We start from the raw sequence: 22,197 nt of genomic DNA, 5'->3' as shown, positions 1-22,197 counted from the left end.
CCCGCCAGTGTGCGGGCCTTTTATTTATCCGATCATCGGGCCGAATTTTCCGTGGGTTTCATCATAATAACGTTTCAGCCGTTGCAACGCGATCCGCAACACGATTTTACCGGACCGCGCGGACCAGCCCATGCGTTTTTCCGCGGCCTCCATACCTTCCAGATAACAACAGCACCGCAGAACCACATCGCCCAGGCCCGGTCCCAGATGTTCCAGCGCGCCAGACACCCGGCGGCGCGCTTCATCCGGGCCATGACCGACACCGCTGTCCGCTGCAAAACTGCCACGGCCGCCCCCTGTCAGGAACCGTTCCCAGTTCTGCGCCACACGTGGCCCCATCTGCGCCAGTTCAAAATCCTCGCGCAGACGTTCGCCCACATGCACAAGATCGTCCGTCAGAAAGGGCTTGCCGCTTTTGTCCCGACGCCGCGCCAGACCTGCCAGCGGGCTTTCCGCGATATTATAGCGCATCCGGCGCGGTTTTTCGTCTTCACACCCGCTGGCCAGCTGTTTTTCACCCCAGATCCGGTGCTGATCCCCAAAGGCCGCCTGCATATCATTAAAACCAGGCTGCCCCGGATCGCCTGAAATCATCCGCTTCAGCGCAGACCGCCCGGCACCTGTGATCTTATACTGTGTGATCTTGCCCTTGCCCGTGCAATTGATCCAGTCTTTCAGCGCAAGCGAACTTGCGGTTTCCCGGTCAATCACCGCGGTGCGCACAGATTTCCCCCCGCTAAGATTGCGCACAACAACAGCCTTCTCAAGATCGCCGGCCACCACAAGGATTGCACCACTTTCCGCCATACGCGTCAGCGCATTGCGTTCTTCTTTTTCCTGGCGCACAAGTGCACCCCGGCTGACGTCTGGGGCTTGTTCACGCAGTTGCGCAGCTTTTGAGGTGGGAAGTTTCATGGTCGCGATATCCTTTTTAGAATGCTCAGCAGAAGAGCGGGATACCTGAAAATATTTCTGGCTCAGCTGACACAGCGCCTCATCAATCAGAACATCGTCCCGAAGGTTTTCAAAACGACGCACCTGGCGCAGGATGGTCGAGGCATGACAGCCGTTTTCACGGGCCAGAGCGCGGATCGGAAGACCGGTTTCCGTGTGCAGAAGATAGTTCTTCGCCGCACCGGGAACCCAGCCAGGAAGTTCAGCAACATCAGGCGTACCTGTTTCTGTTGATCTGACCATTCCTGCTTTGCCCCCTTCTGACAGCCGCACCGGTGCGTTAACCAGCCTCAACTTAAGATTGCATCCGTTACTTGTTGGTTAATATTTCAGGTTCGATCCATTGTGTTCATCAATTCTAAACAGTTTCAGAACCCATCGAACGGTGAATTCGCAGCCACGCAACACCCGTTATGGTTGAGTTAGCGTCAAACAACTGCTCATCAATGGGGATGCCAATGACTGATCTTATGACACTTCTGAACACACTGCGCCGTCCGCGCCTTCTTATCCGTGCTGCCCGCTTCGGCCTGTCCGGTTACAGCCGCGAACGCGACCTGACCCGTCTGATTGCGGATATACGCCTGCCTGGCCCGGGGCGTGCTGTCACACAGCTGGTAAACATTGAAGGCGATATGGATGAGAAACGTAAAACGGGCGATGCCACCTACAGCATCGCCCGTCATATAGAAGTTCTGGTCGCCCTGATGGCGGAAATTCAGCTTTTACGCGCCCGGAAGCAAAGCAAAAGCTAAAAGGTTCAGACGAATGCGTCGGGCTCAGCTGCCTTTTTGCGTGCGACGTATTCATCCAGCGCCTCACGGATCGCCGGATCCATGGCAGGTTGCTGATAGTCGTTCAGCAGCTTTTCAACACGGGCTTTGGCAAGCGTCACAGTATCGCGCGCGCCTTCCTCATGCCAGGTTTCAAACGGCTTATAATCCAGAAGATCTGTTTTCCAGAACGCGGTTTTGAAGTTCGCTTGGGTGTGCTCACATCCCAGATAGTGACCACCTGGCCCAACTTCACGGATCGCGTCCATCGCCTGACCGTTTTCAGACATATCAATGCCTTCGGCCAGACGGTGCAGAACACCCAGCTGATCCGCATCCATGACGAATTTCTCAAAGGAAGACACAAGGCCACCTTCCAGCCAGCCACAGGAATGCAGCATGAAGTTCACACCACCCAGCAGCGCTGCGTTATGTGTGTGTGCGGTTTCATAGGCTGCCTGGGCATCAGGCAGTTTGGAAGCACAAAGGCCACCACCGGAACGGAATGGCAGACCATACCGACGGGCCAGCTGACCAGCACCGTAAAGGATCTGGGATGCTTCAGGTGTGCCGAATGTCGGCGCGCCAGAGTTCATGTCGATCGAGGTCACAAAGCAGCCGAAGATCACCGGTGCGCCTTTGCGCACAAGCTGACTGTAAGCAATACCGGCCAGAACCTCGGCCAGAACCTGTGTCAGCGTACCGGCAACAGATACAGGTGCCATCGCGCCACCCACGATGAACGGAGAAATGATGCAGCCCTGCCCGGCTTTCGCGTAAACATCCAGCGCACCAACCATGATCGGGTCAAAGGTCAGCGGAGAGTTAATGTTGATCAGCGATGTCATAACCGCGTTCTGATCGACAAATTCCTCACCAAACAAGATCTTGGACATCTCAACAGAATCCGCCGCGCGGGATGGTTCTGTCACGGAACCCATGTAAGGCTTGTCAGACAGAGTCATATGCGCATGTAGCATATCAAGGTGACGTTTGTTCACCGCAACATCTGTTGGTTCGCAGACTGTACCACCGGAATGGTGCAGGTATTTGGACATATAGCCCAGTTTCACGAATTTGTTGAAGTCATCCATGGTCGCGTAACGGCGGCCACCGTCAGCATCACGCACGAAGGGCGGGCCATATACAGGTGCCAGCACCAGGCTGTTTCCGCCGATTTCAACGGATTTCTCTGGATTACGGGCGTGCTGGGTATAGCTGGACGGCGCTGTTTTGATCAGCTCACGGCACAGACCACGGGGAATGCGTACGCGTTCGCCATCAATTTCCGCACCCGCTTCACGCCAGAGTTCCAGAGCCTCAGGACATTCAACAAAGTTAACGCCCACTTCCGCCAGAACGGTTTCTGCGTTTTCCTCGATGATAGACAGCGCTTCTTCATTGAGGATTTCCAGATTGGGAATCTTACGTTCAATGAACTTAGCGGTTTCAATGTGAATCGCTGTGCGTTCTGCGCGACGGGCTGCACCGCCGCCCCCACGTGCACGTCTGCGTCCTGCTTCTGCCATGGATACTCTCCCGAAATGTCGTTTGCGCTATGTTTAAACCGGGAAACTGACGGGAATAAGGGAAAATACGGCCTCTGGCAGGCGAAAGCGACATTTCCCCCGGTTTACGACGCAACGATTGTTTTCAGTGCAGCGAAATCTGCTGCATCTCGGCCTTTTGCGGCGCCCGTAACGCTGAATGCATCACACGGGTTTCATATGGCTTCATGACGGGCAGCACCGTTGCCCCATAGGAACCGGGATCAAATTCCAGCGCTGGAAAAAGTTCGAAAAGTTCCCCGCGACTTTTTTCAGACATGGAATCTAACGTGGTTTCCCCAGGGAACAGGGTTTCGCACATCAGGCCGTCCACATTCACGACCTCATGCCGGTCGAACATGATATGGATATATTCCACAGGCTTATTGCCTCTTTGCTGCAGCACATCCGTTCCATTCACCAGGGATTTGGCCGATGCCAGCATCATTGGCGCGTCGATAATCATATCAAGCCCGACTGCGGTCACTGCCACGCGATGTTGCGGCGACAGCCAGACATCACGTGAGGGGCGTCCTGCCCCCATTGATCCGGCTTTAAAACGGATCGGACGTAAATGAGGGGCAACCTTCAGATCATCGCGTGACAGTTTCCGGCGACCAACCCAACTGATCGGACGGCATGTTCCATTTGCCAGAACCACCCTGTCACCGGCCTTCAGATCCTCAATCAGTCGCAAACCACCAGGCGTTTCAATTCGCGTGCCAGCGGTAAAGCAGACAAAATCCGGCAGATCCGAGTAATCTACAGGTGTTGCTGCGGGTCCAATTCCGAAACCGGTACCGGTAATCGGCTGACCAACAGACACGGACCCTGATACAACAAAGATATAAGGAACGGGATTCCACTGAACCAGCGTGAAGGTTACCGGGTTCCCTCCGGACATACCGGAATAGGTTTCAAAAACCTGAAAATTAGTTGAATTACTGATATTCGGCACGGAAGACAGGTCAAGCTGCGCCCCAGAGACGTCATTACCTTCTATTATGGGGTCGTTATCCGTTATTGTTACAGTGAACGACTGCAACACATTCAGATTGGACACCCCCGCAGGATCGGCGTTAAGCCGATATAGGGTTATCGTTTGCATTTGTTTTGGCCTGCTTTACCGCCGAGTTTTATAACTCAGTCTTTATCTCGCCTCATTCAGGCAAGTTTAAGGCATATTCAAGAAACCAAATCAACTTAATATTCACAAAATTGCGAATCCGCGCGCCCCAGAGCTGCAATCGTCACATTCGAAACCTGTTAAAATCTCTTTTGTCGCTTGCGTCAGAGGGGCACACAATTTACAGCATCCTCATGACACAGCACCATGAAAATCTCCTGATCATCGACTTCGGCAGCCAGGTTACGCAGCTTATCGCGCGCCGCCTGCGTGAGCTCGGAGTTTACTGCGAAATTCATCCTTATCAGAACGTCACCATGGCGTTTGTGAAGGAATTTGCCCCGAAAGCCATCATCTTCTCTGGCGGCCCGGACAGTGTGACCCGTGAAGGGTCCCCGCGTGCGCCGCAGGAAATCTTTGACTACGGTGTTCCGATCCTGGGCATCTGCTATGGCCAACAGGTGATGATGCATCAGCTGGCCGGCAAAGTTGAAAGTGGTCACGGCACAGCCGAATTCGGCCGCGCCTTTGTGACACCGGAAAATTCCCTGGACATTCTGGACGGCTGGTTCACCGATGGTGACGAACAGGTCTGGATGAGCCACGGCGATCATGTCTCTGAAATCGCACCGGGTTTTGACGTTTACGGCACATCGCCAAACGCGCCTTATGCGATCACCGCGGATGCGTCGCGTCATTTCTACGCGGTGCAGTTCCACCCCGAAGTGCACCACACTCCACGCGGTGCGAAACTGTACGAAAACTTTGTGAAACTTGCGGGTTTCTCTGGTGACTGGACAATGGGTGCCTATCGTCAGCAGATGATCGACAAAATCCGCGAACAGGTTGGCGATAAGAACGTCATCTGTGGCCTGTCCGGTGGCGTTGATAGTTCCGTTGCGGCGGTTCTGATCCACGAAGCGATCGGCGATCAGCTGACCTGTGTGTTTGTGGATCACGGGTTGTTGCGCCAAGGTGAATCCGAAGAAGTTGTCGCCATGTTCCGCGACAATTACAACATGCAGCTGATCCACGCGGATGAACAGGAATTGTTCCTGGGCGAACTTGACGGGCAATCTGACCCGGAAACCAAACGCAAAATCATCGGCAAGCTGTTCATTGACGTGTTCCAGAAACACGCGGACACGATTGAAGGCGCTGAATTCCTCGCCCAGGGCACGCTGTACCCTGACGTGATTGAATCCGTTAGCTTCTCTGGCGGCCCAAGTGTCACCATCAAATCGCACCACAATGTGGGCGGCCTGCCTGAGAAAATGGGCCTGAAACTGGTCGAACCTCTGCGTGAGCTGTTCAAAGACGAAGTCCGTGCGCTGGGCCGTGAACTTGGTCTTCCGGCCTCTTTCATCGGTCGCCACCCGTTCCCCGGACCAGGCCTTGCGATCCGCTGCCCGGGTGAAATTACCCGTCCAAAGCTGGAAATCCTGCGCAAAGCTGACGCCGTTTACATCGACCAGATCCGTAAACATGGTCTGTATGATGATATCTGGCAGGCTTTTGTTGCGATCTTGCCGGTGAAAACTGTTGGCGTGATGGGCGATGGCCGCACCTATGACTATGCCTGCGCCCTGCGCGCGGTGACGTCTGTCGACGGTATGACAGCGGATTACTATCCGTTCAGCCATGAATTCCTCGGTGAGACCGCAACGCGGATCATCAATGAAGTCGAAGGCATCAACCGCGTGACCTATGACATCACATCGAAACCTCCGGGCACGATTGAGTGGGAGTAATCCTTCCGGGCCATCCGCCCGGAAGACATAAATAAGAGGATCCGCGCCATGAAAATTCAGCTGAACGGGTACATTCTTGTGCCAGATGACCGACTGGATGCCGTGCGCGCGGGCCTTATTGACCACATCCGCCTGACCCACCAGGAACCTGGTTGTATTTCCTTTGAGGTCACTGAAAACCCTGACATTCCCGGGCGTTTTGATGTGGCTGAAACCTTCACAGACCAGGCCGCTTTCGACGCCCATCAGACCCGCACCAAAGCGTCCCCCTGGGCAGAGATCACCGCAGGCATTCCCCGCGACTATGAAATCACAGAGGTCCCCGGTTGATTAAACTGTTCCGCCGTTTTCTGGCACTTGTTGTTTTTACATTTGTTACCCTTCTCATTTTCATTCCCTCCTTTGCTTTCCTCCAGGATCTGACAGAGCCGGAGGAGTTCGCCACCGCTGACGTCATCATGGTGTTTGGGGCGGGCATGGACGCCGATGGCACTTTGCACGCATCGACAATCCTGCGTGTTGAAAAAGGCGTAATCCTATACCAACAAGGCGCTGCGCCACGCCTACATATGTCCGGCGGCATGGCGCGCGATAGTGGCCCGTCTGCAGGTGATCAGATGCGTGCGCTTGCGGTGCGGATGGGCGTAACACACGATGTAATAACAAGCGAGACACGCTCTCTCTCCACATTGCAGAACGCCTTGTTTTCGCTGCCTGACCTGCCCCAGAATGGCCGTATCATCGCAGTATCAGAAGGCTTCCACCTGCCCCGTGTCTGGGCCTCTTTGCATTGGGCCGCGCTGAACGATGGGCGCAGTTTTGATATCGCCCTTTCGAATTCCGAACCCTTCCGGTCCACCAGCCCGAGCCTGAATTGGCCAGAAGGCGCAATGGTCTGGCGCGAAGTCCTGGCGACAGGTTTCAACGCACTCCGTGCAGCTGCCTGGCAAGCAAGCGGGATCATGGGGGCAGAAAACCGCGATGATTGGCTGAAATAAGCTTGCAGCCCGCCTGATTTGCGCCATTGTCCCCCCATGACGCAAACGCCCCAACGCCCCGCCATTCTGACCGCCGCCATGTGGATGTCAGGTTCGATCATCTCCTTCACGCTGATGGCCATCGCCGGGCGCGAACTGGCAAGTGATCTGGACACGTTTGAACTGATGCTCTGGCGGTCTGTCATTGGGGTAATCATCGTGTTGTCGATTGGCGGCTATGCCGGCACGCTGAACCAGGTCAATACCCACCACTTCAGCCGCCACATCTTCCGAAACCTCGCGCATTTCACGGGCCAGAACCTTTGGTTTTTTGCCCTGCCCCTGATCCCGCTGGCGCAGGTCTTTGCGCTGGAATTCACGGTGCCGGTCTGGGTGATGATCTTTGCCACTTTGTGTCTTGGGGAAAAGCTGACATCTGTCCGCCTGTTTGCGGTTCTTCTGGGGTTTTGCGGCATCCTTCTGGTGGCCCGCCCCGATACGGCAACCCTGTCGCCCGGCCTTGTCGCGGCGGCATTTGCCGCCATTGGCTTTGCGATCACACATATCCTGACCAAACAGATGACCCGACACGACAGCATCACCAAGATCATGTTCTGGCTGGTTGTGACACAAACAGTCTTTGGCCTGATCACCGCGGGGTATGACGGCGAAATCACCCTGCCCGCGTCAGATACAGCGCCCTGGCTGATCCTAGTGGGAATCTGCGGTTTGCTGGCCCATTTCTGCATCGCCCGTGCACTGACGGTTGCACCTGCCATGATCGTATCGCCGATCGACTTTGCCCGCCTGCCCATCATCGTTGTGGTCGGAATTATTCTTTATGACGAAGCCCTGGAGTGGACCGCCATTATCGGCGCATTCGTTATTTTCGGGGCGAACTATTTGAATATTCTGACAGAATCCCGGAAAAATCTCTGAAATGTGGGGATTTTGTAACGCAACCTGCGTCAATCTGCCTTACGTGGGGTTAAGAATTGACCCAATGTGTTTCATCGGCAAAACTTTGCTTAATCACAAAAAGATGACACAGGGATGAAAAAATGAACAAACTGATGAGCACAGCTGCCCTTCTGGCGCTGACCGCTTCTGGGGCAGTCGCAGGCGGAATTGATCGTTCAAACCATGCAATCGGCATTCTTTTCGAAGAAGGTAACTATGTTGAACTGAGCTTTGGCAACGTAAGCCCAAGCGTTTCTTCCGTTGCAGGCGGTATGTCTGATGCGACAAGTTCTTATCAGCAGCTTGGTGTTGGCGTCAAAATGGACGTAAACGAACGGGTAAGCCTGGCTTTTATCTATGAGCAGCCCATCGGTGCAGAAATTCAATACAACGACGGCGCATTCCAGGGTGGCCGTGCAGATGTAAGCAGCAATGGCTTCATGTTCCTCGGCCGCTATAAGATGGATGGCGGGTTCTCTGTTCATGGTGGCCTGCGCGCACAATCTGCCGGTGGGTCAATTGTTTCGCGGCCAAGCAATACGCCTCTGCAGCCTACCTTCCTCGAAGCTGATGCAGATCTTGCTTTTGCTGGCGTCGTAGGTGTTGCGTACGAAAAACCGGAAATTGCGCTGCGCGTTGCGCTGACCTATTTCTCAGGTATTAAGAACAGCTTTACCGGGCGCGAGATCCAGATCGATGGTTCAGGCAACCCCATTGCCGCTCCGGTTGCGACCGCGTTTGATGTCGATTTCCCTCAGAGTGTGAACCTTGATTTCCAGACAGGTATTGCACAGGACACGCTTCTTTTTGGCAGCATTCGCTGGGCCGACTGGGAAGGCGTCGAACTGACCACCCCAGGTGGTGGTAACTATATTGATTTCGATCAGACAACCATTTCCTACAATCTGGGTATTGGCCGTCGTCTGAACGAAAACTGGTCTGTTGCGGCTTCGATCGGTTATGAAAGCGGTGACGGCACTGGGTCAACGCTTGGCCCGACATCCGGATACAGAAGCCTGGGCCTTGGTGCCACCTGGACAGAAGGAAACACAAAAGTTTCCATGGGTGTGCGCTATGTTGAACTCGGGGACGCGACTGCATCCGCGCTGAATGTACCCTTCACTGACAACTCCGCCTGGGGCGCTGGTGTGAAAGTCGGCTGGAGCTTCTGATCCCTTCACGCAGTTAAAACAACAAAACCCGGGGCCAGCGTCCCGGGTTTTTCTTTGTGTTACAAAACTATTACTTTATTAATCATTAATTCCTGATATATGGATTTTGAAGTCAGCTTAGGCTGAGTCTGATATCCATATTCCGGAGATGCCCGATGACCACCTACGCAATCAATGGCCTTGGCCGTATGGGAAAACTGGCCCTGCGCCCGCTACTGGAAAGCGGCGTGAAAGTCGCGTTTATCAATGACGCCGTGGGGGATCCGGCGATGCATGCGCATCTGCTGGAATTTGACACGGTGCACGGCCGTTGGGATGCGGAATTTTCCAGCGACGACACAAGCATCACCATCAACGGCGTGAATATCCCCGTCACCACGACACGTAATCTGACAGATCTGTCGCTGGACGGCGTCGATGTGGTGATTGAATGCACCGGCGCTTTTAAGACGGCAGAAAAGTTACAGCCCTATTTTGATGCCGGCGTGAAGAAAGTCGTTGTGTCAGCCCCGGTAAAAGAGGATGAAGCCGCAAATATCGTTTTTGGCGTGAATGACGACATCTACAATGCAGATCAACATCGCATTGTAACCGCAGCAAGTTGCACAACAAATTGCCTTGCGCCGGTTGTGAAAGTTGTTCTGGAAGAATTCGGCATTCGCCATGGGTCTATGACCACGATCCATGATGTCACCAACACCCAAACCATCGTTGATCGCCCCGCAAAAGATCTGCGTCGCGCCCGTTCGGCACTGAATTCGCTGATCCCGACAACCACTGGTTCCGCCAAGGCCATCACTCAGATCTTTCCACAACTGACCGGCAAGCTGAACGGTCATGCGGTGCGTGTGCCGCTGCTGAATGCCTCCCTCACCGATATGGTGTTTGAGCTTGAACGCGAGACCACCGCAGAAGAGGTCAACGCCGCTTTCAAAACTGCATCCGAAGGCCAGCTGAAAGGCATTCTGGGCTATGAGGAACGTCCGCTAGTGTCCTGCGATTACACCAATGATCCGCGTTCCACGATTGTTGATGCGCCGTCCACCATGGTTGTGAATGGCACCCAGCTGAAAATCTACGCCTGGTATGACAATGAATGGGGCTATGCGCATCGTCTGGTGGATGTGGCCCGTTTGGTTGGGGCCAGCCTGTCATGACTTCAGCGCGGGAAAATAGCATGGCGGCCTATGTCGCCGTCACCGCCGCCTATTGGGCCTTTATGCTCTCTGACGGCGCCCTGCGTATGCTGGTGCTTCTGCACTTTCACAGTCTGGGATTTTCCCCGGTCAAACTGGCCTTTCTGTTTGTTTTCTACGAGATCGCCGGCATCGTCACCAACCTGTCCGCCGGATGGCTTGCGGCACGTTTTGGACTGACATCAACGCTTTATATAGGGTTATTCATCCAGATATGCGCATTGATCGCGCTGGCACAACTGAACCCTGAATGGGCGATGGTATTCTCTGTCATCTTCGTCATGCTGGTCCAGGGCGCATCTGGTGTCGCCAAGGACCTTGCGAAAATGTCGTCGAAATCCGCAGTCAAACTGCTTGCTCCGGCCGAGGGCGACGGACTGTTTCGCTGGGTCGCCATGCTCACCGGTTCTAAAAACGCGGTCAAAGGCCTGGGCTTTCTTCTGGGCGCGGCCATGCTGGCGCTTTGGGGCTATTACGCGGCGATCTGGGGCATGGCAGGCGTACTGGCTCTGATCCTGATCGCAATCATCTGGAAAATGCCTGCGGGTCTGCCCGCCGGGCGTAAAGACGCGAAGTTTTCCGAAGTCTTTTCCAAAAATCGCAATATCAACTGGCTGAGCTTCGCCCGGGTCTTTCTGTTCGGCGCCCGTGACGTCTGGTTTGTGGTCGGGATCCCGGTTTACTTCCATTCCGTCCTGTCTGACGGCACGCATGAAGGCGCACGGGCCGCTTTCTTCCTTGTGGGCAGCTTCATGGCGATCTGGGTGATCCTGTACGGCGGCGTTCAGGCCAGTGCCCCAAAGCTTTTGCGCGCCTCAACCCGCACGTCCTCTGATCTCACCAACCTCGCCCAACGCTGGGTTCTGATGCTGGCCCTTGTACCTGCCACACTTGCCCTGACCGTCTGGCTGGTCGATATGCCCGCCGCCTGGCTGACCACGCTGCTGGTCGTTGGTCTGTTGATCTTTGGGGCGCTGTTTGCGGTGAACTCAAGCCTGCATTCCTACCTGATCCTCGCCTTCACCACTGGGGATCGCGTGACGATGGATGTGGGGTTCTACTACATGGCCAACGCCGCCGGTCGCCTTCTGGGCACGGTCCTGTCCGGCGTCAGCTACCAGATCGGAGGCCTCCCCGCATGCCTTGGCACTGCGGCAGTTCTGTTGCTTGTGAGTTCGCTGGGGGCTGGGAGGTTGAAGTAGGTCTTGAATCAGGTATCAATCTGCCACAACAGCTTTGCCTCCTCCAGGTAGCAATCCAACGTATCGATATTCCACAAATATTCATCGTCTGGCCTGAGCCACTTGGCTAAGTGGCGTGGTCGAGATGCCCAATCCAGTGCTTTTTCGCACCATTCAACACAACCGTATCGTTCCTCAGTGAGGCCTGTGGCAGATAACAGATCGAAAATGCGTTTTAATGTCGTCGGGTGTCCCAGGCGTTCGCTGTCTTTATACATATTAAACACACCGTAAAATGCACTCCCAAGATGGGAAACATTCTGGCGGGGGAACACATCACTTTCGGGAAACCGGAACTGATCACTGGACATCAGCAACTTGCAGGTCCCGGAACCCATTCCTCCGCTTTGCGCAAAACCGCTTTCTATCAATACAGACGCCAACAATTCTGCAGAACTGACAAAATGGTCGAACAAAACGGTTCCGGCAGGTACAACCTCGCTTTCGGGTATGTGCGGGGGACCATACAGGCCATCCTGCGAGATATAAAGTATCTGCGCATGATAACGGCACAGTTCGACCATCAACGCGGCTTCAGACGGTGTCAGGCGTTCAGGTTCCAAAGCACTCTCCATTTCTACAGACATGGAACTGATAAAAAGACCTGTCTACTTCAGCAATATCCAAGCATATCAGTAACTCCAAAACCAGAATACCGGAAAACTGGTTTTCCAGTTTTCCGGTATTCCCGTATTTGTCGCAGGCAGCGTGAACCGAAGTTACCCAATCCGGTAGTTCGGCGCTTCCCGTGTGATCTGCACGTCATGCACGTGGCTTTCTTTCAGGCCTGCACCGGTGATTTTCACGAAGTTACAGTTGGTCCGCATCTCTGCAACCGTCGCACAGCCGGTATAACCCATCGCAGCCCGCAGACCGCCCACAAGCTGATGCACCACCGTGCCAGCCGGGCCTTTGTAGGGCACCTGGCCTTCAATGCCTTCCGGCACCAGTTTGTCGCTGGCGGCATCTTTCTGGAAATACCGATCGGCAGAACCACGCGCCATGGCGCCAAGGCTGCCCATACCACGGTAGGACTTGAAGGACCGGCCCTGATACAGGATCACCTCGCCGGGGCTTTCATCGGTGCCTGCAATCATAGAACCAACCATGGCACAGGACGCACCAGCCGCAATCGCCTTTGCGAAATCGCCAGAGAATTTGATACCACCATCAGCGATAATCGGAATACCGGCTTCACGACCAACTTTCGCCGCATCCATAATCGCGGTCAGCTGGGGCACGCCCACACCGGCCACCATGCGTGTGGTACAGATAGAACCCGGGCCAATGCCCACTTTCACACCATCCGCACCCGCATCAATCAGCACACGTACCGCATCACCCGTGGCAACATTGCCCGCCACGATCTGTGTAGCTCCAGCAATGGCCTTGGCACGCTTCACAGCCTCAATCACACCTTCATGGTGACCATGTGCTGTATCAATCACAACGATATCCGCACCGGCGTCAATCAGCGCCTCTGTGCGGGCAAAACCGCTGTCCCCCACGGATGATGCCGCCGCCACCCGCAGACGTCCCAGATCGTCCTTACACGCGTCCGGGTTCAGAACCGCCTGTTCCGTATCCTTCAGGGTCAGAAGACCTGTCAGCTTGCCCGCTTCATCCACAACCAGCAGCTTTTCGATCCGGCGCGCCTTCATCAGGCTTTTCGCCTCATCCAGATCCGCAGGTTCCTGCAACATCGCAAGGTTATCCGTGGTCATCATCACAGACACAGGTGTCGCATCATCAGAGGCAAAGCGCATATCCCGGTTGGTCACAATACCAACAACCCGGCCTTCACCGTCCACAACCGGGAAACCTGTCACGCGATAACGTTCCTGCAGGGCTTTCGCATCCGCAAGCGTCTGATCCGCAGTCAGGGTGATCGGGTTGTACACAATCCCACTTTCAAACCGCTTCACACGGCGCACCTGACGGGCCTGTTCATCCGCATCAAGGTTCTTGTGAATAACCCCCATGCCGCCAGCCTGGGCCATGGCGATCGCCATGCGGGCTTCGGTCACCGTATCCATCGCACTGGACAAAAGCGGGATGTTCAACCGGATCGTCGGCGTAACAAAAGTAGAGGTATCAGCCGTAGACGGCAGCACATTTGATGCGGCCGGTACAAGTAGAACATCGTCGAAGGTGAGTGCCTCGCGAATCTCCATGGGGGTGTCTCCAGGGTTGCTTCGTTTGACGCGTCCCTATTACATGGATTTGATGGTATGGAAAGAGAGTATTACACCCAATGCCGATAAATCGACCAAACTGCCCCCGCAAGGCTTACAAGCGCAACCGCCAGCAACACATCTGGTAGAACAAACGCCGTATAGAAAACCTGCGCGCAATCCAAAGACGCCAGGAACATTGCCCCGATAACCAAAGCAACACTGAGAGCAAACACGCCTACTTCTATGACATAAGGTCGCTCCCCGAAAAGCAGAAAGCGCAAGGTGAACGGCACCGCCATAATTTTAAAGATAAAAACCATCGCGCCGTCATCACTACCGGAACTCAAAAGGTCGCGACAATAGAAGGCTCCTTCAGCACTCTGCGCCGCAAACCCGAGAGAGAAATGCTCTCCCAGAACACGCCGACTAAGACCATCAGCGCAAGAAACAACAAATACAGTGCAGAATATATTGAATGCCACATAGGATCAGCCGACCTGTCTCTTCGCCACTCTCGCCGTCTCCCGCGCAGCGGCGGAAAAGAGCGCAAGATCTCCGCCCACACCGATGAACTGAAAGCCCTGATCACGCAAAGCGCCGGTCTGGCCGACATCAAAGGTCACCGTGCCCAGAGGTTTACCCGCCGCCTGAACCCGGGCGCAGATATGCGCAATTGCGTCCCTAACCTCAGGCGCGCCGGGGTTGCCTGGATATCCCATATCAGCAGACAGATCGGCAGGGCCGATAAAGACACCGTCAACGCCAGGCGTTGCAGTAATCGCATCGATATTCTCAAGTGCTGCGCGGCTTTCGGCCTGAACAAAGCAGAAGACCTGATCATTGGCTTCAGCCACGTAATTCCCATAAGCGCCATAGGCAGAGGCGCGCGCCTGATAGGCGCCCATGCCCCGTGTGCCCTGTCCGTCTGCCCAGCCAGGATAGCGACAGGCGGCAGCGACCCTCGCTGCATCGTCAACTGTGTGCACCATGGGCACCACAAGCGCCTGCGCGCCAATATCCAGCGCCCGTTTGATCAGCCAGTCTTCGCCGGAAACAACCCGCATCACAGCCTCTGCATCGCCGCCATCCATGGCCTGTAATTGCGCAAGCGCCATGTCATCGGCGTTGGGGTTGTGTTCGCCGTCAATCAGGCACCAGTCAAACCCGGCCCGCGCCGCGATCTCAGCAAGCGTCGGGCTACCGCCCCCCATCCAGAGCCCGCAGGTCACATCGCCCGCCAGCAGGCGTTTCTTCAACTGGTTCTCTCTGGTTTTCATGACGCGGCTCCGCTGATATGTTCCGGGAAAGATCAGCACAGAAACAGCATGATTTCAAACAGAGAAAACGGGGCGCAGATGAAGACGATACAAAACCACTGGCAATTGCTGCTGATTGCCCTGCTGATCGTGATTTTCTGGAACACGCCCTGGCTGGTGCCGCTGAAAATCCTCGTTGTGTTCTTTCATGAACTCTCCCACGCGGTGGTGGTGATCCTGACCGGCGGACGGGTCGGGGAATTTGAAATCAGCCCGATGCAGGGCGGTCATGTGATCAGCTATGGCGGCAATGGGTTCCTGATTTCCAGCGCGGGCTATCTCGGATCCCTGCTCTGGGGCATTGTTTTGTTCGCGATTGCCCTGCGCACAAAGTTTGACCGCCATGCAGTCGCCGCGCTGGGCATTCTGATGGTGCTGGTATTTCTGTTCTGGCTGCGCAGCGGCTTTGCGATTGCCTTCACCCTCGGCGTTGCAACGGTTCTGTTACTGATGGCGCGATTTGCCGCCCATTCCGTCTGTGACTTCACCCTGCGCGTGATTGGTATCGCCAGCATGCTCTATGTGCCCTGGGACATCTGGGATGATACGATCCGCCGCTCTGATGGCGTTTCAGACGCGCGCAATATTGCAGAAAGCATCGGAGGCCCCACCATCTTCTGGGGAGGCCTCTGGTTTATCATTTCAGTCCTGATCATTCTGGCCACTTTGCGCCATGGGCTGCGTGGAAACAGCAATCTGACACTGCGCTGAAACCTTAACGCAACGCACGCCCGATATGCATAACATGTGCATAGGATGTGCATGCGTTGTGCATGGTGAAATCAGGCTTAGCCCAGGGCATATCCCGCCCCGCGCACGGTCCGCAAAGGATCCTCTCCGCCGGATTTCATCAGGGCCTTGCGCAGACGTCCGATATGAACATCCACCGTGCGTGTATCGACGTAAATATCACGCCCCCAGACCCGGTCCAGCAGCTGTTCACGCGACCAGACGCGACCAGGTTTCTCCATGAATGTGGACAGCAGACGATATTCCGTCGGGCCAAGCTTTATGGCGGTTTCACCCCTGTACACTTTATGGGTTTCCGCATCTAAGGTGATATCTTCAAAAGACAATTTCTCACCCACCGTCGCAGGACGTGACCGGCGCAACTGGTTGCGCACCCGTGCCATAAGTTCCGCGATGGAATAGGGTTTGACGACATAGTCATCTGCCCCCGTTTCAAGGCCACGCACCTTATCCACGTCTTCAGATCGTGCAGACAGCATGATCACCGGGATATTGCGGGTTTCACTGCGCGCTTTCAGGCGACGACAGATCTCAATCCCGGAAACCCCCGGCATCATCCAATCCAGCATGATCAGATCGGGCGCTTCTTCAGAAATCAGAAGCAACCCTTCTTCCCCATCCCCGGCAGTGCGGACAGAAAACCCTTCCGCTTCAAAGTTATAGGCCAGAACCTCCCGCTGGGAAGGTTCGTCTTCGACAATCAGAACTGAAGGCTGTCCGGCAGACATCGCTCTTCTCCGTTACTTTGTATCCGCGGTTGTGTTTACATAGCTGCCTTTTTCGCGTGGATCGTCCGGCAGTTCACCATTTACAAGATAGATCACCTGTTCCGCGATGGAGGTCACATGATCCCCCATTCGTTCAATGTTTTTCGCAATGAAATGCAGATGCATACAGGCAGTAATGTTGCGCGGATCTTCCATCATGAAAGTCAGAAATTCGCGGAACAATGCGTTATACATCTGATCCACATCATGATCGCGGGCCCGCACATCAAGAGCCTTATCCGCGTCGCGTTGAATATAGGCATCCAGCGCATCCTTGAGCATCAGCTCAACTTCTTTTGCCATACGACGGATCGCGCCATTTGCGCCATCAATCTCAGGCATATGCACAAGAACAGCGGTACGTTTGGCAAGGTTCTTGGCGTAATCACCGACACGTTCGAGGTTGCCCGCAATTTTCATCACAGACAGAACCGTGCGCAGGTCAGTCCCCATGGGCGCGCGCAGAGCGATCACACGAGCGGTTTCTTCATTCACCTGTTCTTCCAGCGCATCAATCGCCTTATCCGCCGCGCGGACTTTATCCGCCAGCTCAAGGTCTTTCGTATCAAGCGCACGGGCACTATCGGAGATTCCGACTTCGACAAGCCCCCCCATTTTCATGATCAGCGCCTGAATGGTTTCAAGGTCGCGGTCATAAGCGCTGGTAATATGTTGATCTTGCATATCTATTTCCCTCCGGGGACAGGATCAGCCAATCCGGCCGGTAATATAAGCTTCGGTGCGCGGGTCGATCGGATTGGTGAAGATCTGGCCGGTTTCGCCAAATTCAACCAGGTTGCCCAGGTGGAAGAATGCGGTTTTCTGAGACACACGCGCCGCCTGCTGCATCGAGTGGGTTACAATGACGACGCTGAATTTCGTACGCAGATCATCAATCAGTTCTTCGACCTGTGCCGTCGCAATCGGATCCAGCGCAGAACAGGGTTCATCCATCAGAAGAACTTCCGGTTCCGTTGCAACCGCACGTGCAATACACAGACGCTGTTGCTGACCACCGGACAGACCAGTGCCCGGCGCATCCAGGCGGTCTTTCACCTCATCCCAGATCGCACCACGGCGCAGGGATTTTTCAACGATGTCATCCAGATCCGCTTTGTTCTTAGCCAGACCATGGATGCGCGGGCCGTAAGCCACGTTGTCATAGATCGACTTTGGGAACGGGTTTGGTTTCTGAAACACCATGCCGACTTTCGCCCGCAATTGCACCGGATCCACCTTCGGATCATAGATGTTTTCACCATCCAGCAGAATGTCACCTTGCACGCGGCAGATGTCGATTGTGTCATTCATCCGGTTCAGCGTGCGCAGGAAAGTAGACTTGCCGCAGCCAGACGGGCCGATGAAGGCGGTGACGGTTTTGTCGTCGATTTCAACATCAACGTCTTTGATCGCATGGGTGTCGCCATAGTAGACCTGAACACCTTTTGCTGAAATTTTGCTCTCGGTCACGGATGTGGCCCTTTCTGCAATTCGCATATCATTCATTGTATCAGCTCCTGCGCGTTTACCAACGGCGCTCAAACCGGCGGCGCAGCAGTACGGCGACGGCGTTCATAATAATCAGGAAGACCAGCAGCACGATGATCGCACCAGATGCCCGTTCGACAAAGCCCGCATCTGCTCGCTGGGTCCAGTTAAAGACCTGCACAGGCAGGGCCGAGGCCGGATCAAAGAAACCCTCAGGTGGCATGCTCGGGTATTCCTTCACAAAGGCCACCATGCCGATCAACAGCAGCGGTGCAGTTTCACCAAGCGCCTGCGCCAGACCAATGATCGTACCGGTCAGGATGCCGGGTGCGGCCAGAGGCAGAACATGATGGAACACCGCCTGCATTTTGGATGCCCCGACCCCAAGTGCTGCGTCACGGATGCTTGGCGGTACAGATTTCAGTGAGGCCCGCGTTGCAATAATGATCGTCGGCAGGGTCATTAGCGTCAGGACAAGTCCGCCCACGATGGGCGCAGATTGCGGCAGACCGGCAAAGTTGATGAAGATCGCAAGACCCAGGATACCAAAGACGATGGAAGGCACCGCCGCAAGGTTAGAGATATTCACCTCAATCAGGTCGGTCCATTTGTTGGTGGGCGCGAATTCTTCCAGATAGATCGAGGCAGCCACACCGATGGGCAGCGCAAGGAAAAGCACGACCAGCATCATATAGGCAGACCCCAGGATCGCGACACCAAGACCGGCAGCTTCGGGGCGCTGACCGGATGCATCAGGCGAGGTCAGGAAGGCCCAGTTAAAGCGTTTCTCAAGATTGCCGCCTTCAATCAGAAGATCAACCAGATCAAGCTGTTCCACGTCGATATTGCTGTCGAGCAGGGCAAATTCACGATCCACGCGGCCTTTCATATAGCCATCAACACGGCCATTTGCGAGCATCTCGATCTCAATCGTTGTGCCAACAACTTCGGGATTTGCCAGCACGAAATTCCTCAGCTGTGCCGCCGCTTCCTTCGAGATAAGCGCGCCCATATCTTTCGGCTTCATACCCTCAGGCATGACCCAGCCCAGTTCATCCGCGCGTGCCACAACCGCATCGCGGATCAGCGGGGAATATCCGAAGGTTGAGACAGATTTCATTTCTTCCGGGTCGCGGTTGCCCTGTTTGTCCAGTTTATCCGCAGGCAGATGCACACTTAGCGTGACATAGGTCTGCTGGAAGGCGCCGGATCCATTGCTCAGGACAGAGGACAGCAGCACGATCAGCGCGACAATCCCGATTGCGATGGCGGTCAGCCCATAGAAGCGAAAGCGTTTCTCAACCGCATTCCGGCGACGGACGTTGTCCGAAACCGTATAAAGGGAGGTATGGTTGCTCATTCGTATTGCTCCCGGTATTTGCGCACGATGTAAAGCGCAAGCACGTTAAGGCCCAGGGTGATGACAAACAGTGTCAGACCCAGTGCAAAGGCCACCAGTGTTTCAGGGGCCGCAAAATCAGTATCGCCGGTCAGCTGGCTGACGATACGGGTGGTCACGGTGGTCATGGCTTCCAGCGGATTGATCGCCTCAGCCAGACCTTTATCAAGCTGCGCCGCCGCAGCCCCTGCCCCCATCACAACGATCATGGTTTCCCCGATCGCCCGCGATGTGGCCAGCAGAACCGCACCAACGATCCCCGGCAGTGCGGCAGGCACAATCACCTGGCGGATGGTTTCGGATTTGGTCGCGCCAAGCCCGAGGGAACCATCACGCATGGATTGTGGCACTGCGTTGATGATGTCGTCTGACAGGGAGCTTACGAAAGGAATAAGCATAATCCCCATGACAAGCCCGGCGGTCAGGACAGAATCTGCACTTTCACCAAGACCGGTTGGTTTGGCAAAGTAGTCGCGCAGCAGTGGGCCAACGGTCAGCAGGGCAAACAGGCCGTAAACGATGGTTGGGATACCGGCGAGGATCTCGATCAGGGGTTTGGCAACGGCCCGCAGCTTTGGCCCGGCATATTCAGACATATAGATCGCGGCGAACAGGCCGACAGGCACCGCCACCAGCAACGCGATCAGCGAGATATAAAGCGTACCCCAGAGAAGCGGCAGAATACCAAGTGCAGAGTCACCGCGAAAATCCGGGGCCCATTTGATGCCGAAGAAGAAACTTGTCGCTTCATACTGGCTGAAGAAATTCATGGTTTCCATCAGCATCGACATGACAATGCCAAGCGTGGTCAGGATCGCGATGGAGGCCGCAGCAATCAGCAGGCCAAGCACGGCTTTTTCCACAATATTGCGGGCGCGGAAATCTTTATGGCTGCGTTTCCAGGCGTAAACCGCCCCCAACACGGCCAGCGCGAGCACAACGATCAGCATGAAGAATGAACCGCTTTTCGCGATGCTGCGGTATTCCTGCGCGGCGGCCAGAACTTCGGGCTGCACGTCTGATCCAAGGGCAACGCCGACTTCGGCCAGGCGTTCGCGTACGTTGGTCAGCTCAGACCGCAGGCCGGATGCTTCATTTGCGCTCATTGCGCCCTGCTCTACTGCGATGTTCAGGCCTGACGCAATCCGGCGCACATCTGACATAATCAGGTCGCGTGAACTGCCTTCAGCAATCACATGATCCGGGATCATCCCGGCAACATGGCTCTGCAGATACATCGGCTGCACAATCAGCCAGAGCGCCAGAACCGCCAGAGACGGCACAAGCGCGGAAAGCACAGCGTTCATTCCGTAATAATTCGGGAGGGAATGCAGAATACGGCTGTCGCCGCCTGCGGTGGCCATTGCCCGTGTGCGCGCGGCAAAGTAGCCGACAGTCGCGATGGCAAGCACCAGGATAAGGATCCAGAGAAGAGGCATAAGCAGCAGCCGGAAATCTGAGGGAAGGGAAACCGGCCCCCGCACAATCGGGAACCGGTGATATTTTGGCGTTACCGTGCGGGCTTAGTTATTTGCGCCAGCAGCAGCAACGGTTGCCTGAGTGTCAGCCAGCTCTGGATCAGCAACCAGACCGTATTCGGACAGCGGGCCATCCGGGCCAGCAATTTCATCAGATACGAAGAAGGATGCATATTCCTGCAGACCCGGGATCACACCGATGTGGGCTTCTTTGATGTAGAAGTACAGCGGACGGGACACAGGGTATTCGCCGGTTGCAATGGTTTCGGTGGAAGGCTCAACGCCGCCCATTGGAGCAACCTGCAGAAGGGATGTGTTGTTTTCATAGAATGCCAGACCAAAAACACCGATGCCTTCCGGGGAAGAGATCAGACGGGCCAGAGTTTCTGTGTAGTCCCCATCTACGTCAACAGAACGACCGTCTGTACGCAGAGAGATACAGGCTTTTTCAGCGGCTTTCTTGCGGGCTTTCTCAGTGTCGCCTTCGGCAGCAGCCAGGTAAACCTCAAAATCACCCACAGCTTCACAACCGGCCAGGATCACGTTGTCTTCGAACACTTCACGTGTGCCGTGCTTGGTGCCCGGAACAAACGCCTGAATAGCCTGTGCAGGCAGATCCGGGTTTACTTCGTTCCACATGGTGTATGGGTTGTCGATCAGTGCGCCGTCTACAACAACTTTTTCGGACAAGGCCAGGTACCAGTCACGTGGCTGGAATTCAAAGCTGTTGCCGTTGATGTCGGAGGCAAACACGATGCCATCATAACCGATGCGGACTTCTACGATGTCAGTCACACCGTTTTCAGCGCAGGTTGCGATTTCGCTGTCTTTGATGCCGCGGGATGCGTTTGCGATGTCGATAGTGTTTTCGCCAACACCTTCGCAGAAACGCTTCAGACCAGCAGATGAGCCACCGGATTCAACAACAGGTGTCGGGAAGTCAAAGTTTTCACCAAATGCTTCGGCAACGATGGAAGCATAAGGCAGAACGGTGGAAGAACCGGCAACCTGGATCTGGTCGCGTGCGGAAGCAGCGGTTGCGGATACGGCAGCAATAGCAACTGCGGAAGCGGTCAGTTTCATGAATGTCATAGTGGTCAACTCCTGGATGACATGAATGGGCCC

Annotated in this window: 22 protein-coding genes; 9 read left to right on the top strand and 13 right to left on the bottom strand. The window is 55.1% G+C overall.

What is annotated here, in order from left to right:
* Positions 1-24 precede the first annotated feature (24 nt).
* Positions 25-1,197: a DUF6456 domain-containing protein gene (locus H1D41_RS00710; protein ID WP_228847111.1), complete on the bottom strand. Its 1,173-nt coding sequence runs from the start codon at positions 1,195-1,197 to the stop codon at positions 25-27.
* Between the two features lie 215 nt (positions 1,198-1,412).
* Here H1D41_RS00710 and H1D41_RS00705 point away from each other — a divergent pair, with 215 nt between their 5' ends.
* Entirely contained in the window at positions 1,413-1,709 is a 297-nt protein-coding gene (locus tag H1D41_RS00705) for a DUF6477 family protein (protein ID WP_228847110.1), read from the top strand.
* Between the two features lie 5 nt (positions 1,710-1,714).
* Here the strand turns inward: H1D41_RS00705 and H1D41_RS00700 are convergent, their stop codons facing one another.
* Positions 1,715-3,256, bottom strand: a complete 1,542-nt coding sequence (locus tag H1D41_RS00700) for a trimethylamine methyltransferase family protein (RefSeq protein ID WP_228847109.1) — start codon at positions 3,254-3,256, stop codon at positions 1,715-1,717.
* Positions 3,257-3,380: 124 nt separating this feature from the next.
* Positions 3,381-4,382, bottom strand: a complete 1,002-nt coding sequence (locus tag H1D41_RS00695) for a Hint domain-containing protein (protein WP_228847108.1) — start codon at positions 4,380-4,382, stop codon at positions 3,381-3,383.
* Between the two features lie 212 nt (positions 4,383-4,594).
* On the opposite strand from H1D41_RS00695, the gene guaA reads away from it, so the two are divergent.
* The 7 genes from guaA to arsJ all read left to right on the top strand — a co-directional run bounded on the left by guaA (position 4,595) and on the right by arsJ (position 11,658).
* Positions 4,595-6,151: a glutamine-hydrolyzing GMP synthase gene (gene guaA / locus H1D41_RS00690; RefSeq protein WP_228847107.1), complete on the top strand. Its 1,557-nt coding sequence runs from the start codon at positions 4,595-4,597 to the stop codon at positions 6,149-6,151.
* Positions 6,152-6,199: 48 nt separating this feature from the next.
* A complete protein-coding gene (locus H1D41_RS00685; protein WP_228847106.1) occupies positions 6,200-6,481 on the top strand; it encodes a putative quinol monooxygenase in 282 nt (93 codons plus the stop codon).
* Entirely contained in the window at positions 6,478-7,149 is a 672-nt protein-coding gene (locus H1D41_RS00680; protein WP_228847105.1) for a YdcF family protein, read from the top strand. Before H1D41_RS00685 ends, H1D41_RS00680 begins: the two co-directional genes overlap by 4 nt.
* Before the next feature lie 36 nt (positions 7,150-7,185).
* Positions 7,186-8,067, top strand: coding sequence for a DMT family transporter (locus tag H1D41_RS00675; RefSeq protein ID WP_228847104.1), 882 nt, complete (start codon positions 7,186-7,188; stop codon positions 8,065-8,067).
* A 122-nt stretch (positions 8,068-8,189) separates the two neighbouring features.
* Entirely contained in the window at positions 8,190-9,260 is a 1,071-nt protein-coding gene (locus H1D41_RS00670; protein ID WP_228847103.1) for a hypothetical protein, read from the top strand.
* 155 nt (positions 9,261-9,415) lie between these two features.
* Positions 9,416-10,417, top strand: a complete 1,002-nt coding sequence (locus H1D41_RS00665) for an ArsJ-associated glyceraldehyde-3-phosphate dehydrogenase (protein WP_228847102.1) — start codon at positions 9,416-9,418, stop codon at positions 10,415-10,417.
* A gap of 20 nt (positions 10,418-10,437) precedes the next feature.
* Entirely contained in the window at positions 10,438-11,658 is a 1,221-nt protein-coding gene (gene arsJ / locus H1D41_RS00660; RefSeq protein WP_394355370.1) for an organoarsenical effux MFS transporter ArsJ, read from the top strand.
* Positions 11,659-11,666: 8 nt separating this feature from the next.
* Here arsJ and H1D41_RS00655 read toward each other — a convergent pair whose 3' ends face one another.
* The 4 genes from H1D41_RS00655 to H1D41_RS00640 all read right to left on the bottom strand — a co-directional run bounded on the left by H1D41_RS00655 (position 11,667) and on the right by H1D41_RS00640 (position 15,151).
* On the bottom strand, positions 11,667-12,260 hold the full coding sequence (locus H1D41_RS00655) for a hypothetical protein (RefSeq protein ID WP_228847100.1): 594 nt from the start codon (positions 12,258-12,260) through the stop codon (positions 11,667-11,669).
* Positions 12,261-12,416: 156 nt separating this feature from the next.
* Positions 12,417-13,871 (bottom strand): IMP dehydrogenase, encoded by a 1,455-nt coding sequence (gene guaB, locus H1D41_RS00650; RefSeq protein WP_228847099.1) that lies wholly within the window; start codon positions 13,869-13,871, stop codon positions 12,417-12,419.
* 71 nt (positions 13,872-13,942) lie between these two features.
* Complete coding sequence (locus H1D41_RS00645) at positions 13,943-14,356, bottom strand: hypothetical protein (protein WP_228847098.1); 414 nt, start codon at positions 14,354-14,356, stop codon at positions 13,943-13,945.
* A 6-nt stretch (positions 14,357-14,362) separates the two neighbouring features.
* Complete coding sequence (locus H1D41_RS00640; protein ID WP_228847097.1) at positions 14,363-15,151, bottom strand: HpcH/HpaI aldolase family protein; 789 nt, start codon at positions 15,149-15,151, stop codon at positions 14,363-14,365.
* Positions 15,152-15,229: 78 nt separating this feature from the next.
* Between H1D41_RS00640 and H1D41_RS00635 the strand changes: the two genes are divergently transcribed.
* The gene (locus H1D41_RS00635; RefSeq protein WP_228847096.1) at positions 15,230-15,901 is read left to right on the top strand and encodes a M50 family metallopeptidase; all 672 of its coding nucleotides are present in this window, start codon (positions 15,230-15,232) and stop codon (positions 15,899-15,901) included.
* Between the two features lie 77 nt (positions 15,902-15,978).
* On the opposite strand, the gene phoB is transcribed toward H1D41_RS00635, so the two are convergent.
* The 6 genes from phoB to H1D41_RS00605 all read right to left on the bottom strand — a co-directional run bounded on the left by phoB (position 15,979) and on the right by H1D41_RS00605 (position 22,164).
* The gene (phoB, locus tag H1D41_RS00630) at positions 15,979-16,668 is read right to left on the bottom strand and encodes a phosphate regulon transcriptional regulator PhoB (protein WP_228847095.1); all 690 of its coding nucleotides are present in this window, start codon (positions 16,666-16,668) and stop codon (positions 15,979-15,981) included.
* 12 nt (positions 16,669-16,680) lie between these two features.
* Positions 16,681-17,391 carry a phosphate signaling complex protein PhoU gene (phoU, locus tag H1D41_RS00625; RefSeq protein WP_228847094.1) on the bottom strand — a complete coding sequence of 237 codons (711 nt, stop codon included), beginning with the start codon at positions 17,389-17,391 and terminating at the stop codon, positions 16,681-16,683.
* A gap of 24 nt (positions 17,392-17,415) precedes the next feature.
* Complete coding sequence (gene pstB, locus H1D41_RS00620; protein WP_228847093.1) at positions 17,416-18,213, bottom strand: phosphate ABC transporter ATP-binding protein PstB; 798 nt, start codon at positions 18,211-18,213, stop codon at positions 17,416-17,418.
* Positions 18,214-18,232: 19 nt separating this feature from the next.
* On the bottom strand, positions 18,233-19,555 hold the full coding sequence (gene pstA, locus H1D41_RS00615; RefSeq protein ID WP_228847092.1) for a phosphate ABC transporter permease PstA: 1,323 nt from the start codon (positions 19,553-19,555) through the stop codon (positions 18,233-18,235).
* Positions 19,552-21,033, bottom strand: a complete 1,482-nt coding sequence (pstC, locus tag H1D41_RS00610) for a phosphate ABC transporter permease subunit PstC (protein ID WP_228847091.1) — start codon at positions 21,031-21,033, stop codon at positions 19,552-19,554. Before pstC ends, pstA begins: the two co-directional genes overlap by 4 nt.
* An 84-nt stretch (positions 21,034-21,117) precedes the next feature.
* Positions 21,118-22,164 (bottom strand): substrate-binding domain-containing protein, encoded by a 1,047-nt coding sequence (locus H1D41_RS00605; protein ID WP_228847090.1) that lies wholly within the window; start codon positions 22,162-22,164, stop codon positions 21,118-21,120.
* Between the last annotated feature and the right edge of the window lie 33 nt (positions 22,165-22,197).

It is taken from the genome of Halocynthiibacter styelae, assembly GCF_016123485.1.
Classification (GTDB): Bacteria; Pseudomonadota; Alphaproteobacteria; order Rhodobacterales; family Rhodobacteraceae; genus Halocynthiibacter; species Halocynthiibacter styelae.
Note: the sequence above shows the minus strand (reverse complement) of the source record. Positions and strands in the feature narration are given on the sequence as shown.